This window comes from Pseudooceanicola onchidii (genome assembly GCF_004959925.1).
Lineage (GTDB): Bacteria > Pseudomonadota > Alphaproteobacteria > Rhodobacterales > Rhodobacteraceae > Pseudooceanicola > Pseudooceanicola onchidii.
This window is the reverse complement of record NZ_SPUW01000003.1, coordinates 319332-332372: the sequence shown is the minus strand read 5'-3', so window position 1 is coordinate 332372 and position 13041 is coordinate 319332. Positions and strand designations below refer to the sequence as shown.

The window sequence follows — 13041 nt, the reverse complement described above, 5'->3', positions numbered from 1 at the left end:
GCGTCCCGGACTTGTGACGAGGCCCGCGACTGGACTTGTGACCGGGGGGGTGCGTGATACTGTGCCAGCGGCTTGATACGGGGAAACCACATGCGGCTTATTCGGCTTCTGATCGGTGCGGTCATCGTCTTTGTCCTGCTTGTCGGCGTCGGCCTGTTCTTCGTGCCCGGAGACCAGATTGCCCGGATCGCCGCAGATGAACTGACCCGCCGCACCGGCCGCGACGTGCAGATCGCCGGGGGCGCCAAGGTGACGCTTTGGCCTGAACTGGGCGTGACCGTGGGGGCGTTGAAGATCGCCAATGCGCCCTGGTCGCAGAACGGGCCGATGTTCCAGGCCGAAGAGGTGACGATCGGCGTCGATGCCGCCGCCCTGATCGACCGCCAGATCAAGATCCGCGCGCTGCGGGCCGCAAACCCCGAGATCCTGCTGGAACGCAATGCCGAGGGGCTTGGAAACTGGGAACTGGCCGCGGCCAAGCCCGCCCCCCCCGCGCCTGCTGTCGCCGACGCTCCGGTGCAGACCACCGCACCCGCCAAACCCCTGCCCGCCTTCACGCTGGATCTGGCGGAGATCACGAATGCCTCGATCTATTTCACCGACCGCAGCACCGGCACCGAGATCAGCCAGCGCGGCATCGACCTGACCCTGGCCTGGCCCGATGCGGGCGGCCCCGCGCGCGTCGATCTGACCCTGCGGCCGAACGGTGACCCGGTCCGCCTGTCTGGCACCGTCGCCGATCCGCAGGCACTTGCCGGGGCGAAGATCACGGACCTCGACCTCAGCCTGAGTGCGCCGGGCGGCGAGGCGCGGTTCGTCGGCCGCGCCTCGGTCGCGCCCGAGGCGCAGGGACAGCTGACGCTGGATGTCGCCGACACCGCCACCCTGACCGAGGCGCTTGGCCTGTCACGCCTGGATCTGCCCAAGGGTCTGGGCCGCGATCTTGAGGCCCAGGGCGAGCTGACCATGACCCGCGAGGGTACGCTGCTGTCGCTGCGCAAGGCGGGCCTGCGGTCCGGCACCAACCGCGCCGCGCTTGAGGCCGATGTCACCCTGCGCGGCGCACGTCCCAAAATCAGGGCCCAGATCCTGGCCGAGGCGCTGGATCTGACCGGGCTGACCGGCGGCACAGGCGAAGCGCCTGCGGGCGGCACGCCGGAAACCGGCTGGTCGACTGCACCGATCGACGCCTCTGCCCTCGGGCGGCTGGACGGAGAGATCTCGGTGACGGCGGCGTCGGTCGACCTGGGGGCGATCGACCTTGGGGCCACCCGCGCGGTCGTCACCATCGACAATTCCCGCGCCGTCGCGACCCTGCGCGAAGTGCGCGCCTTCGGCGGCAACCTGACCGGCGAATTCGTCGCCAACAACCGCAACGGCCTGTCCGTCGGCGGCGACCTGCAGGCCAGCGACATCGCCCTGCAGAGCCTGCTGAGCGATCTTGCCGGGATCACCCGCTTCACCGGCGCGGCCTCGGCCAGGGTGAAGTTCCTGGGCGTCGGGCAAAGCGTGGCGGCGATCATGAATTCGCTGTCCGGGTCGGGCGGCGTCGACACCGGGCGCGGCACGATCGAAGGGATCGACCTGGACCGGCTGTTCCGGGGCGGCGATCCGACCGGCGGCACCACGATCTTCGACGCGACCAATGCCACCTTCACGATGGACAAGGGCGTGCTGCGCAATGACGACCTGCTGATGCGGCTGGCCGGGATCGAGGCGCGCGGCACCGGCACCGTCGGGCTGGGCCAGCAGCAGATCGACTATCTTTTCACGCCGGTCAGCCTGCAGGCCCGCGACGGGCGCGGCCTGGCGATCCCGGTCCGCATCCGGGGCGCCTGGGCCAACCCGAAGATCACCGTCGACGTTGAAAAAGCCATCCAGCTCAATGCTCAGGAGGAAAAGTCGAAGGTCGAACAGAAGGTCCGGGACGAGGTCGCCCGCAAGCTTGGCATCGAACAGCAGGACGGCGAAAGCACCGAAGACGCGCTGAAACGCACGCTTGAGGAAGAGGCCAAGAAGGGCCTTCTGAAGCTGCTGAGCCGCTAGCCGGTCATCCGCGCCGCAAGCTGCGCCCGCATCCCCGCGTCGATGCCGATCCGATCCAGATAGGCCACCGGGCCACCATAGGACGTGTCGAGGTATTCCAGCACGGCCCGCATGGTTTCCGGCGCACTGGCGAGGATCTGGTCGGTGCGTTCCGGCGTCTGGCCCCGCGCCTGGATCGCCACCCGCAGGCGGTCCATCAGCGCCGATCCCAGCCGCGCGGTCAAAGCGTATTCGGCCACGACCACGTCGCGCGGCACGCCGGCGTTCGACAGAAGCAGCGCGGCGATCAGACCGGTGCGGTCCTTCCCGGCGGTGCAGTGGAAATAGACCCCGCCCGGCCCCGCCGCCGCCACGGTGCGAAACACCTTGAAGAAATTGCCCTGGCATTCATCCAGCGCCCGGACATAGCGGATCCCCATGTTGAACCCGCCTTCGGCCTCTTCGGCCATCCGGTCCAGCGGCGCCAGCCCGTCAAACAGCGGGATATTGACGTAGATCACCCGAGGATCGTCGGCCAGAGGATTGGGATCATTGGCGATCTCATCTGCGCGACGCAGGTCGATCACGGTGGCTAGTCCCCGCGACAGCAGATCCTCGTGGTGTTCGCTGTCTATTCCGGTCAGCGCACAGCCCCGCCAGACCGCGCCTTCGCGGGTCCGGCTGCCGGTCTCGGTCTCGTATCCACCGAGACAGCGGATGTTGTGGACGCCGGGGTACGGCAGGGCCTGGGTTTCCAGAATGACGCTCATGGGGGATCCTCCTTGCGCGGCAAGGTACGGGTTTCGCCCCGGATGGCAAGGCGGCCCCGCGGGGATGCCTCCGGCGGGAGTATTTCGGGCAAGATGAAGGATCAGCCGCGCCCGACCGCGCCCTGCGCGACCGCGACGGATTTCAGAACGGCAAAGCAGGGCGTTCCGGGTCGCAGGCCAAGGGCATCGGCGGACCGGCGCGTGATCCGGGCCAGCAGAAGGTCATCGCCCGCGCGCAGCTGGACCATGACGCCGGGGCCCTGGCCCGGCTGCACCTCGGTCACCGTGGCGGACAGGATATTGAGCGCCGAGACATTCTCAGGCCGGTCGAGCGCCAGCATCACGTCCTGCGCCGCGATGCGGACGCGCAGCGGATCGCCCGGTGCGCCCGCCGTCGCGGGAAGGAAGAGCCGCCCGCCCGAGACCGCGATTTCCGTCAGCCCGTCGTCATGCTGTGCCGCGATCCGCCCGGGCAGCACAGCCCCGGCCATGCGGGGGCCGAAGATCGGGGCCAGGGTGGGATCGGCCAGGAGATCGGCGGCGGGACCTGTGCGGACCACCCGGCCCCGGTCCATCAGGACGAGCGTCGTGGCGAGGCGGGCGACCTCCTCGACCGAGTGCGAGACAAAGAGGATCGGCAGACCGGCCTCATCGCGGAGCCGTTCGAGGTAGGGCAGGATCTCGGCCTTGCGCGCCGCATCCAGCGCGGCCAGCGGTTCGTCCATGATCAGAAGCTCGGGCTCCGACAGAAGCGCGCGGCCGATCGCGACGCGCTGTGCCTCACCCCCCGACAGCGCGCGGGGGCGGCGGCGAAGCAGATCACCTATTCCGAGAAGGTCGGTGACCCGTTGCAACCCATGGTCGTTTCGCGCGCCATATAGAAGATTGCCGCGCACCGAGAGATGCGGAAAAAGGCGCGCATCCTGAAAGACATAGCCGATCCTGCGCCGATGTTTCGGAACGGATGTTCCGCCTTGGGATAGCAGGCTTTTTCCGTTCAGAACGATGCTTCCGCTATCCGGCTGCAGCAGCCCCGCGACGGCGTTCACCACGCTTGTCTTGCCCGCGCCCGACCGCCCGAACAGGGCCGTGACCCCGCCCGGAGCCTCGAAGGCGACGTCAAGATCCAGCGTGCCCAGCCGGTGGCGAAGGGTGACCGACAGGCTCATGAGCCCACCCGCCGTGCCATCCGTCGCGCCAGCGCCTCGGACGCGACCAGCGCCACCGTGGCCACCACGATCGACACGATGACAAGCCGCAGCGCCGCACCATCCCCGCCCGGCTGCTGCAGAAAGGCATAGATCGCCGAGGGCAGAGTGCGGGTTTCACCCGGGATATTCGACACGAAGGTGATCGTGGCGCCAAATTCGCCCATGGCCTTGGCGAAGGCCAGCACCGCCCCCGCCAGTACGCCCGGCAGGATCAGCGGCAGGGTCACGGTCAGGAAGACCCGCAGGCGCGACGCCCCAAGCGTGGCGGCCGCGTCCTCGAGCCTCGGATCGACCGCGTCGATCGCGAGCCGGATCGCCCGGACCATCAGCGGAAAGCCCATGACCGCCGCCGCAAGCGCCGCCCCGGTCCAGCGGAAGGCAAAGACCACCCCGAGCGAGGCCAGCGCCTGCCCTAGCGGCGCGACCGGTGATAAGGTCAGCAACAGAAGGTAGCCCACGACCACCGGCGGCATCACCAGCGGCAGGTGGACCAGCACGTTCAACACGCCCCGCCCCCAGAACCGCCCGCGGGCCAGCGCCATGGCCACGAGGATGCCGGGGGGCAGCGACAAGAGGGTGGCCCAGACCGCGACCTTCAGCGACAGCGCCACGGCCGCCCATTCCTGCGGTCCCAGCCAGCCCGTCACGGGGTCGGCACGGCGCCGAACCCGGCCGCCGCGAAGATCTCTTGCGCCGGGGGCGTTGCAAGGAAGGTCAGGAAATCCTGTGCCTCGGGGCGGGCAAAGGCGATCAGCGCGCCGGGATAGGTGATCGGGCTGTGGCTGCCTTCGGGAAAGGTCCCGCGCAGGTGCACCTGCGGCTCGGCGGCCGCGTCCGTGGCATAGACGATGCCCCATTGCGCCGCGCCTGTGGCCACCAGCGCCAGCGCCGCGCGGACATTGTCGGCCTCGGCCAGGCTGTCGCGCACTGCGTCCCATTGCCCGAGCGAGGCGAGCGCTTCGCGGGCATAGACGCCGGCCGGAACCGCTTCGGTCAACGCGACGGCCAGCCGCCCGCCTGCCAGAAGCCCCGGCAGGTCCAGCTCGGGCGTCAGGGCGATGTCCTCTCCGGCACCGTGGGACACCAGCACGAGGCTGTTGGACCACAGGTCGCGCCGCGTGTCGTTGCGGATATGCCCAAGCGCCGCCAGATGGTCCATCCAGCCCTGGTTGGCCGACAGGAAGACATCCGCGGGGGCCCCGGCTTCGATCTGCCGGGCCAGGGCGGAACTGCCCGCGTAGGAGATCACGATGTCGTGGCCCGTCTCATCTTCGAAGGCGGCGGCGGCGGCATCCAGGGGACCGGCCAGGCTGGCGGCGGCAAAGACCAGGATCCTCTCGGCCTGCGCCGGCAGGGAGAGCGCCATAAGGGTCAGAAAAACGGCAAGTATTCTTATCATCGGGCGCATCTGATCCGGTCCCCGCCGCGATTTCAAGCGCAAAGCGGGGCCCCTGTACCATTGGCCATGTCCACCCCGGCGCTTGCGTCAGCCCGGCGGCCCGTGCATACCCGGACGTCACAGCCGGACCAGACCCCATGCCCGTCACGATCAACAGCCTTCTCGACCTCGCCGCCCTGCCCTTCGACGAGATCATCGATGTCCGCAGCCCGGCCGAGTATGCCGAAGATCACATGCCCGGTGCGATTTCCCTGCCGGTGATGAGCAATGATGAACGCGCCCGGGTCGGCACCATCTACACCCAGGTCGATCCGTTTCAGGCCCGCAAGATCGGCGCGGCCATCGTTGCACGCAACGCCGCGCGGCACCTGGAAGGGCCGCTGGCGGATCGTGAGGGGGGGTGGCGACCACTGGTCTATTGCTGGCGCGGCGGGCAGCGATCGGGATCCTTCGCGGTGATCCTCAAGCAGATCGGCTGGCGGTCCGATACCGTCGACGGCGGCTATCGCGCCTATCGCCGGATGGTCGCCCGGATGCTGCACGACGATCCCCTGCCCTGGCGGCCCGTGCTGATCGACGGCAACACCGGCACCGCCAAGACGCAGCTGCTGCGCCATCTTCGCGACATCGGCGCGCAGGTTGTCGACCTTGAAGGGCTGGCCGAGCATCGCGGATCGCTGTTCGGCGGTCTGGCCGGGCCGCAGCCTGCGCAGAAGATGTTCGAAAGCCGTCTGGCCGGGGCGCTTGTGCCGCTGGATCCCGCCCGCCCGGTCTATATCGAAGCCGAAAGCAACAAGGTCGGCGACATCCTGATCCCCGGGTCGGTCTGGAAGGCGATGCTGGACGCGCCTCGGATTACGCTCTCTGCGCCCCTTGCCGCCCGCGCCGCGCACCTGATCGACACCTACGCCGAACTGACGTCGGACCCCGGCGCGCTTATGACGATCATCGACAAGCTGCGGCCCTACCACGCGGCCGAACGGATCGAGCGCTGGCAAACCCTTGCCACATCACGCGATTTCCACGCGCTTTGCGCCGACCTGATGCAGGCGCATTACGATCCGCGCTATGCCAAAAGCGCGACGCGCAAGGCCGCCGCACAGGGGCGCCACGACCTGCCGGACCTGTCGGAAACCACGCTGCGCAGGGCAGCCGAACGGATCGCGGACGAGACGGGGCTTTAGACCAGCGTGATGCCCGTTGGCCCGTCGGTCATGCGACCGATCCGGGCGGCGGGAAGGCCCGCCTCGGTCAGCGCCGCGATCAGCCCTGCCGCCTCGGCCTCGGCCACCGTGGCGAGGAACCCGCCCGCCGTCTGCGGATCATGCAAAAGCGCGGTCAGGGCCGTATCGGGGCCAAAGACCGGGGCGTTGGCGCGGTTCGCGTCGTAAAGCGTTGATCTGACACCCTGTTCCGAGGCCTCCAACGCGCCGGGATAGATCGGCACGGCCTGCATCGCGACCTCTGCCCCCAACCCAGAGGCCCGGCAGATCGCCATCAGGTGCCCGGCCAGGCCAAAGCCCGTCACATCCGTCATCGCATGGGCGCCCCGCAGGATCCGCGCCGCCTGTCCGGGACCAGCCGCCATCGCGGACCAAAGCTGCGCCACGTCGACGCCCCGCGCCTTGCCCTGCATCTCGGCCGCCAGAAGGACCCCCGCCCCGATCCGGCCGGTCAGGATCACGGCGTCGCCCGCCCGCGCGCCGCCTACGGTGATCGGGTCGGCATCGCAAAGCCCCGTCACCGTGAAGCCGATCGTCAGCTCGGCCCCCATGGTCGAATGGCCACCCAGGATCACCGCGCCCTCGGCGGCAAAGACATCCGACGCGGCCTGCATGATCTCGGCCATCATGCGGCGCTGGATCGCATCGGTGCCGCGCGGCAGGATAATCTGCGCCAGGGCCGACTGCGGCTGGGCGCCCATGGCCCGGACATCGCCGAGCGCATGCTGCGCGGCGATGCGGGCCATAAGGCCAGGATCGTCGGTGAAGGCGCGCAGGTGATCCGTGGTCAGCACCTGCCGCTGACCGCCGATGCGCAGCACGCCCGCATCGTCGCCCGGCCCGGTTTCGACATCCGGCCGGTCGGGTTGCGGCAGCGTCGACAGGATATCGCCCAGCACCCCCGCCCCGACCTTCGATCCGCAGCCTGCGCAAAGCGGAGCGGCAGACAGGATATCCCGGACCCCGACGGCAGCGCCCCGTGGCACCGTCGGCGCAGCCATGACCGGCAGATCGGTCAGGCGGCGCATGAAGCGCCGGTCGATCTGGTCCTTCCAGCGCCAGATAAGCCCGCCCGCCGGGGCGACGGGCAGCGCGGGCCATTTCTCGGCAACCGCGCGGCGGTCCCCGAGCGAGACGAGCCGCAGAAAGTGTCTTTGCGGATGGAAGCGTTTCAGCGCGCCGCCGGTCGCCCGGGCGCGCAGGTTGTGGCGCAGCACCTTGGCCGCCCGCACGGCATAGACCCCGGCCTTGGGACGCGGATCATGGGTCAGGTGCGCGCAGTCCCCGGCAGCGAAAAGGTCATCGTGTCCAATGACCTGCAGCGTGTCCTTCACCTTGATGAAGCCGTCCTGCAAGGGCAGCGAGGTGCTGCCGAGCCAGGCCTGCGGCGTCGCGCCGCCCGCACCTACGGTCAGGGCGGACGGCAGCTGCTGTCCATCCCCAAGCGTCACATGATCGGCGGTGACGGCCCGCGCGCTGCCCGTGATCAGGTCGATCCCTGCGCGGTCCAGCTCGGCCTGCAGGCGGGCGCCCAGGGCCGCGCCCGCCCCGGCAAGACCCGATCGCCCGATGATGCGCACCTCGGCCCCCGGCCCCAGGCGGTGGCGCATGGCAAGGGCCAGTTCGACGCCGCCCAATCCGCCGCCGATGACGGTGACCGGGCCACGAGGCCCCGCCAGGTACCTCTCCCACGCGGCCGAGAAGTCGGCGAAGGGTTTGACCGGCACACCGTGATCGGCAAATCCCGCAACCTGCGGCAGATGCCCGGTGATCCCGATGTCGATCGAGGCGACGTCATAGCCGATCACGCGATCACCGACCGTGATCGTTTTGGCGACGGGATCCAGTGCCGAAGCCGCACCAAGGATCAGCCGGGCGCCCGCGAACCGGGTCAGCCGCACCAGATCGATGCCGATGTCGTCAGCCGAATAATGCCCCGCGACATGGCCCGGAAGCATGCCCGTATAGGGTGCTACGGGGCGCGGGTCGATCAGGGTCAGGCGCACGCCCGGCACGGGATCCATCCCCCACATGCGCAGCACCAGCGCATGGGCATGCCCGCCCCCGACCAGCACGAGGTCTGTGGTGATCGGAACCTGAGAGATCATGCGCACCTCTGATCGCAGCCTGCCCCGGTGCTACCGCGTCGGGACGGCGTCGTCCATCGGGAGGATCCCCACGCCGCGCCGCGCAACCGGACGGAGGCGCATGTTCCAATTGGATAATCCCTTCGGGCGGATCGGATCGACACCCCGCAAAAATTGTTGCGCCTGTATACCCGGAATGCCCGACAGGGCACGGACCAATGCCCACGGCCCGACAGCAAAATGCCGAAGATTTAAGCGCCGAAAACAAAACCAATGGATTTCATGGCGTTGCATGCTACCCTTTTTGGCATAACCGATAAACCGGGATTTTGCGAAACACGAAGGGCGGGCTAGGCTGGGGGCATGGATCAGAATCAAGTGTTCGACGAAATGTGGGGGCGGGAGGAAAATCTCCGGGCACCCTATGGCCTTTTCAAATCCTGGTTCGACGGCGAAGAACCCAAGCGATTACGGGCAAAACAGCGTGAAGCCGAAGAGCTTTTCCGTCTGACGGGGATCACCTTCAACGTCTACGGCCAAGCGGCCGCGGAAGAGCGGCTCATCCCCTTCGACATCGTTCCGCGCATCATCTCGGGCCTGGAATGGCAGAGGCTGAGCAAGGGGATCGAACAGCGCGTGCGCGCGATCAACGCCTTCCTCTACGACATCTACCACGGTCAGGAGATCATCAAGGCGGGCCGCCTGCCGGAACGGATGATCACCGACAACGACGCCTTCCTGCCGCACATGATCGGCGTGCAGCCGCCGGGCGGGGTCTATACCCATATCGTCGGCATCGATCTGGTGCGCACCGACGACAACCAGTTCTACGTGCTGGAAGACAACGCCAGAACGCCCTCGGGTGTCAGCTACATGCTGGAAAACCGCGAGACGATGCTGCAGATGTTCCCCGAACTTTTCGCCCGCAACCGGGTGCAGCGGGTCGAGAACTATCCGTCGGATTTGCGGTCATCGCTGGCCGCCTGCGCGCCGTCGGTCGCGGGCAGCAGCCCCACGGTCGCGGTGCTGACGCCGGGGATCTACAATTCAGCCTATTTCGAACATGCCTTCCTGGCCGACCAGATGGGTGTCGAACTGGTCGAAGGGCATGACCTGCGGGTGATCGACGGACGGGTCGCCATGCGCACGACCCAGGGGTACAAGCCGATCGACGTGCTGTACCGCCGGGTGGATGACGAATTCCTCGACCCGCTGAACTTCAACCCCGACAGCGCCCTGGGCGTGCCCGGGATCATGGATGTCTACCGCGCGGGCGGGATCACCATCGCCAATGCGCCCGGCACCGGCATCGCCGACGACAAGGCGATCTACAGCTACATGCCCGACATCGTCGAATTCTACACCGGCGAAAAGGCCCTGCTGGAAAACGTGCCGACCTGGCGCTGTTCCGAACCCGACAGCCTGGCTTATGTCCTTGATAACCTGTCCGACCTGGTGGTGAAGGAAGTGCACGGATCGGGCGGTTACGGCATGCTGATCGGCCCGACCGCCACCAAGAAGGACATCGCCGAGTTCCGCAAGAAGCTTGAGGCCAAGCCCGGAAACTACATCGCGCAGCCCACGCTGGCGCTGTCGACCGTGCCGGTCTTCACCCGCGCGGGCCTGTCTCCGCGCCACGTCGATCTGCGGCCCTTCGTGCTGGTAAGCCCCAACAAGATCAACATCACCCCCGGCGGCCTGACCCGCGTGGCCCTGCAGAAGGGATCGCTTGTCGTGAACTCTTCCCAGGGCGGCGGCACCAAGGACACCTGGGTACTGGAGGACTGATGCTAGGCAAGACGGCAAACGGCCTCTTCTGGATGTACCGCTATCTCGAGCGGGCCGAGAACACTTCACGCCTGATCGAAACCGGCCAGCGCATGGCGCTGACCCGGCTGGGATCGTCCGAGGCGGAATGGAAATCCATCCTTCAGACCGCGGGCGTCTGGCACGGGTTCGAGGCGACCGGAGAGGAACTGACCAAGGAATCCGCCATCGACTGGCTTCTGCGGTCCAAGCAGAACCCGTCCTCGGTGCTGATGTCGATCGAAGGCGCGCGCCAGAACGCCCGACTCGTGCGGACGGCCCTGACTCTTGAGACGTGGGAGGCAACGAACGCCTGCTACATGAAGGCGAAGGAACTGCTGGCCCGCAAGGTCAGCGAACGCGACCTGCCCGCCACCATGGGCGTGATCCGCCAGCGCACCGCGCTGGTGCGGGGGGCGACCCACGGCACGATGATGCGCAACGACATCTACAACTTTGCGCGCATCGGCACCTTCTTGGAACGCGCCGACAACACGGCCCGGATCCTGGACGTGAAATACTACGTGCTGCTGCCCTCGGTCATGTCCGTGGGATCGTCGATCGACAACGTGCAGTGGGAAACCATCCTGCGCTCGGTCTCGGCCCGGGGCGGGTTCCGCATGACCTATGGCAACCAGTACGACCCGATCGACATCGCGCATTTCCTGATCCTCGACGGGCGGATGCCCCGGTCGTTGGCCTTCTGCATCCGCAAGATGCGCGACAACCTCAGCTATCTGAACGCCACCTACGGCGAGGTGCCCGAAAGTTCGCGCAAGATCGCGGATCTTGAGGAACAGTACCTCTCGCGTGACATCTCGGCTGTTTTCGATCAGGGTCTTCACGACTACCTGCAAGCCGTCCTGTCGCGGATGAGCGATATCGGCGCCCAGATCGAAAAAGACTATCGGTTCTACGAATAGCCATGCGTTTGAAGATCAGACATACCACCCGCTATCAGTTCGAGGCCCCGGTTCATCGCGGCCTGCAACAACTGCGTGTCACCCCGCTTGCCGGGGGCAACCAGTCCGTGACGGGCTGGTCGGTCGAGATCGACCAGGGCACCAAACAGCTGGAATTCCAGGATCATTTCGGCAACCACGTCGATCTGATCGCTCTGGACACCGACACGCAGGAGGTCACGATCACCTGCGGCGGCGAGGTCGAGCTGGTGGAAAACCATGGTGTCCTCGGGCGGCACTGGGGCCCGACGCCGCTGTGGCTGTACAAGCGCCAGACCGACCGCACCAAGGCCGGGGTCAATGTCCGGCGTCTGGCGCGACAGGTCGAAGGCGACAGCGATCTGGACCGGATGCACATGCTGAAAGAGCTTACCGCCGATGCGGTGGCCTACAAGACCGGCGCGTCGGAACCCGACTGGACCGCCGAGGACGCCGTGATCGAAGGGCACGGTGTCTGCCAGGATCACGCCCATGTCTTCATCGCCTGCGCCCGCGTGCTTGGCCTGCCCGCCCGGTACGTCTCCGGGTACCTGATGATGGACGACCGGACGGACCAGGACGCCATGCATGCCTGGGCGGAAGTGTGTCTTCCCGACCTCGGTTGGGTCGGTTTCGATGCCTCCAACCGCATGTCCCCCGACACGCGCTATGTCCGCGTTGCGACGGGGCTGGACTATTCCGATGCCGCGCCTGTAATTGGCACCAGAGTCGGCGGCACGGGCGAAGCCCTGAGCGTCGAGATCGAGGTGGCGCAACAACAGTAGGCGTGGTCACGAAATGACGTACTGCGTGGGCATGGTCCTGGACCGGGGCCTGGTTTTCATGTCCGACACCCGCACCAATGCGGGGCTGGACAATATCTCGACCTTCCGGAAGATGACCCATTGGGAGGTGCCGGGCGACCGCGTCCTCACCCTGATGACCGCCGGCAACCTGGCCACCACTCAGGCCGTGGTGTCGATCCTGGACGAACGCAACAAGGCCCCCGACGACCGCGAACCCTCGCTGCTCAAGGCGCCGTCGATGTTCCAGTGCGCCCGGATCGTCGCCGACACGCTGCGCGACGTGATTTCCAAGCACAACCAGGCGGGCCAGCAGGCCTCGGCCTTCAATGCGACGATCATCCTGGGCGGCCAGATCCAGGGCGGCCCGACGCGGCTGTTCCTGATCTATCCCGAAGGCAACTTCATCGAGGCCGGCGACGACACCCCCTTCTTCCAGATCGGCGAAATGAAATACGGCCGCCCGATCCTTGTCCGCGCCTACGAACCCGACATGACCTTCGAAGAGGCCATGCGGCTGCTTCTGGTCAGCTTCGACAGCACGCTCAAGGCCAACCTGACCGTCGGCCTGCCCTTTGATTACCACCTGTATGAATCCGACAGCCTGACCCTTGGCGCCGAAGGTCGGATCGAAAAGGACGACGACTATTTCGCGACCGTGTCGCAGGGCTGGGGCGATGCCCTGAAGTCGGCCCTGCAAAGCCTGCCCGTGTTCCAGATGCCGACCGCGCCCTCTTCGGAAGGATAGGTCTGCCAACCCTTCACATTTTGGCCCG

11 protein-coding genes are annotated in these 13041 nt (G+C 67.2%); 6 read left to right on the top strand and 5 right to left on the bottom strand.

Annotated features, from left to right (window positions below; genetic code table 11):
- Positions 1-90: 90 nt before the first annotated feature.
- Positions 91-2046 (top strand): AsmA family protein, encoded by a 1956-nt coding sequence (locus E4S58_RS14525; RefSeq protein ID WP_136637174.1) that lies wholly within the window; start codon positions 91-93, stop codon positions 2044-2046.
- On the opposite strand, the gene E4S58_RS14520 is transcribed toward E4S58_RS14525, so the two are convergent.
- The 4 genes from E4S58_RS14520 to modA form a co-directional block, all read right to left on the bottom strand.
- Positions 2043-2795, bottom strand: coding sequence for a tyrosine-protein phosphatase (locus E4S58_RS14520; protein WP_136637173.1), 753 nt, complete (start codon positions 2793-2795; stop codon positions 2043-2045). The two genes, E4S58_RS14525 and E4S58_RS14520, sit on opposite strands and share 4 nt — an antisense overlap.
- Before the next feature lie 101 nt (positions 2796-2896).
- Complete coding sequence (gene modC / locus E4S58_RS14515; RefSeq protein ID WP_136637172.1) at positions 2897-3964, bottom strand: molybdenum ABC transporter ATP-binding protein; 1068 nt, start codon at positions 3962-3964, stop codon at positions 2897-2899.
- Positions 3961-4653, bottom strand: a complete 693-nt coding sequence (modB, locus tag E4S58_RS14510; RefSeq protein WP_136637171.1) for a molybdate ABC transporter permease subunit — start codon at positions 4651-4653, stop codon at positions 3961-3963. The genes modC and modB overlap by 4 nt, the downstream gene beginning before the upstream one ends.
- Positions 4650-5405 carry a molybdate ABC transporter substrate-binding protein gene (gene modA, locus E4S58_RS14505; protein ID WP_136637170.1) on the bottom strand — a complete coding sequence of 252 codons (756 nt, stop codon included), beginning with the start codon at positions 5403-5405 and terminating at the stop codon, positions 4650-4652. Before modA ends, modB begins: the two co-directional genes overlap by 4 nt.
- Positions 5406-5542: 137 nt before the next feature.
- Between modA and mnmH the strand changes: the two genes are divergently transcribed.
- Complete coding sequence (gene mnmH / locus E4S58_RS14500; protein WP_136637169.1) at positions 5543-6589, top strand: tRNA 2-selenouridine(34) synthase MnmH; 1047 nt, start codon at positions 5543-5545, stop codon at positions 6587-6589.
- On the opposite strand, the gene selD is transcribed toward mnmH, so the two are convergent.
- On the bottom strand, positions 6586-8736 hold the full coding sequence (gene selD, locus E4S58_RS14495; protein WP_136637168.1) for a selenide, water dikinase SelD: 2151 nt from the start codon (positions 8734-8736) through the stop codon (positions 6586-6588). The two genes, mnmH and selD, sit on opposite strands and share 4 nt — an antisense overlap.
- A 342-nt stretch (positions 8737-9078) precedes the next feature.
- Between selD and E4S58_RS14490 the strand changes: the two genes are divergently transcribed.
- The 4 genes from E4S58_RS14490 to E4S58_RS14475 are packed head-to-tail and all read left to right on the top strand — an operon-like array spanning position 9079 to position 13013.
- A complete protein-coding gene (locus tag E4S58_RS14490; RefSeq protein ID WP_136637167.1) occupies positions 9079-10503 on the top strand; it encodes a circularly permuted type 2 ATP-grasp protein in 1425 nt (474 codons plus the stop codon).
- A complete protein-coding gene (locus E4S58_RS14485) occupies positions 10503-11444 on the top strand; it encodes an alpha-E domain-containing protein (protein WP_136637166.1) in 942 nt (313 codons plus the stop codon). Before E4S58_RS14490 ends, E4S58_RS14485 begins: the two co-directional genes overlap by 1 nt.
- A 2-nt stretch (positions 11445-11446) precedes the next feature.
- Positions 11447-12247 carry a transglutaminase family protein gene (locus E4S58_RS14480; RefSeq protein WP_136637165.1) on the top strand — a complete coding sequence of 267 codons (801 nt, stop codon included), beginning with the start codon at positions 11447-11449 and terminating at the stop codon, positions 12245-12247.
- Between the two features lie 13 nt (positions 12248-12260).
- Positions 12261-13013, top strand: a complete 753-nt coding sequence (locus tag E4S58_RS14475) for a proteasome-type protease (protein WP_169052677.1) — start codon at positions 12261-12263, stop codon at positions 13011-13013.
- The last annotated feature ends 28 nt before the right edge of the window (positions 13014-13041 follow it).

Coding starts and splice junctions, on each gene's coding strand:
- E4S58_RS14490 (WP_136637167.1), top strand. CDS start 9,079: ATGGATCAGAATCAAGTGTTCGACGAAATGTGGGGGCGGGAGGAAAAT.
- E4S58_RS14520 (WP_136637173.1), bottom strand. CDS start 2,795: ATGAGCGTCATTCTGGAAACCCAGGCCCTGCCGTACCCCGGCGTCCAC.
- E4S58_RS14475 (WP_169052677.1), top strand. CDS start 12,261: ATGACGTACTGCGTGGGCATGGTCCTGGACCGGGGCCTGGTTTTCATG.
- E4S58_RS14480 (WP_136637165.1), top strand. CDS start 11,447: ATGCGTTTGAAGATCAGACATACCACCCGCTATCAGTTCGAGGCCCCG.
- modC (WP_136637172.1), bottom strand. CDS start 3,964: ATGAGCCTGTCGGTCACCCTTCGCCACCGGCTGGGCACGCTGGATCTT.
- selD (WP_136637168.1), bottom strand. CDS start 8,736: ATGATCTCTCAGGTTCCGATCACCACAGACCTCGTGCTGGTCGGGGGC.
- mnmH (WP_136637169.1), top strand. CDS start 5,543: ATGCCCGTCACGATCAACAGCCTTCTCGACCTCGCCGCCCTGCCCTTC.
- E4S58_RS14485 (WP_136637166.1), top strand. CDS start 10,503: ATGCTAGGCAAGACGGCAAACGGCCTCTTCTGGATGTACCGCTATCTC.
- E4S58_RS14525 (WP_136637174.1), top strand. CDS start 91: ATGCGGCTTATTCGGCTTCTGATCGGTGCGGTCATCGTCTTTGTCCTG.
- modA (WP_136637170.1), bottom strand. CDS start 5,405: ATGATAAGAATACTTGCCGTTTTTCTGACCCTTATGGCGCTCTCCCTG.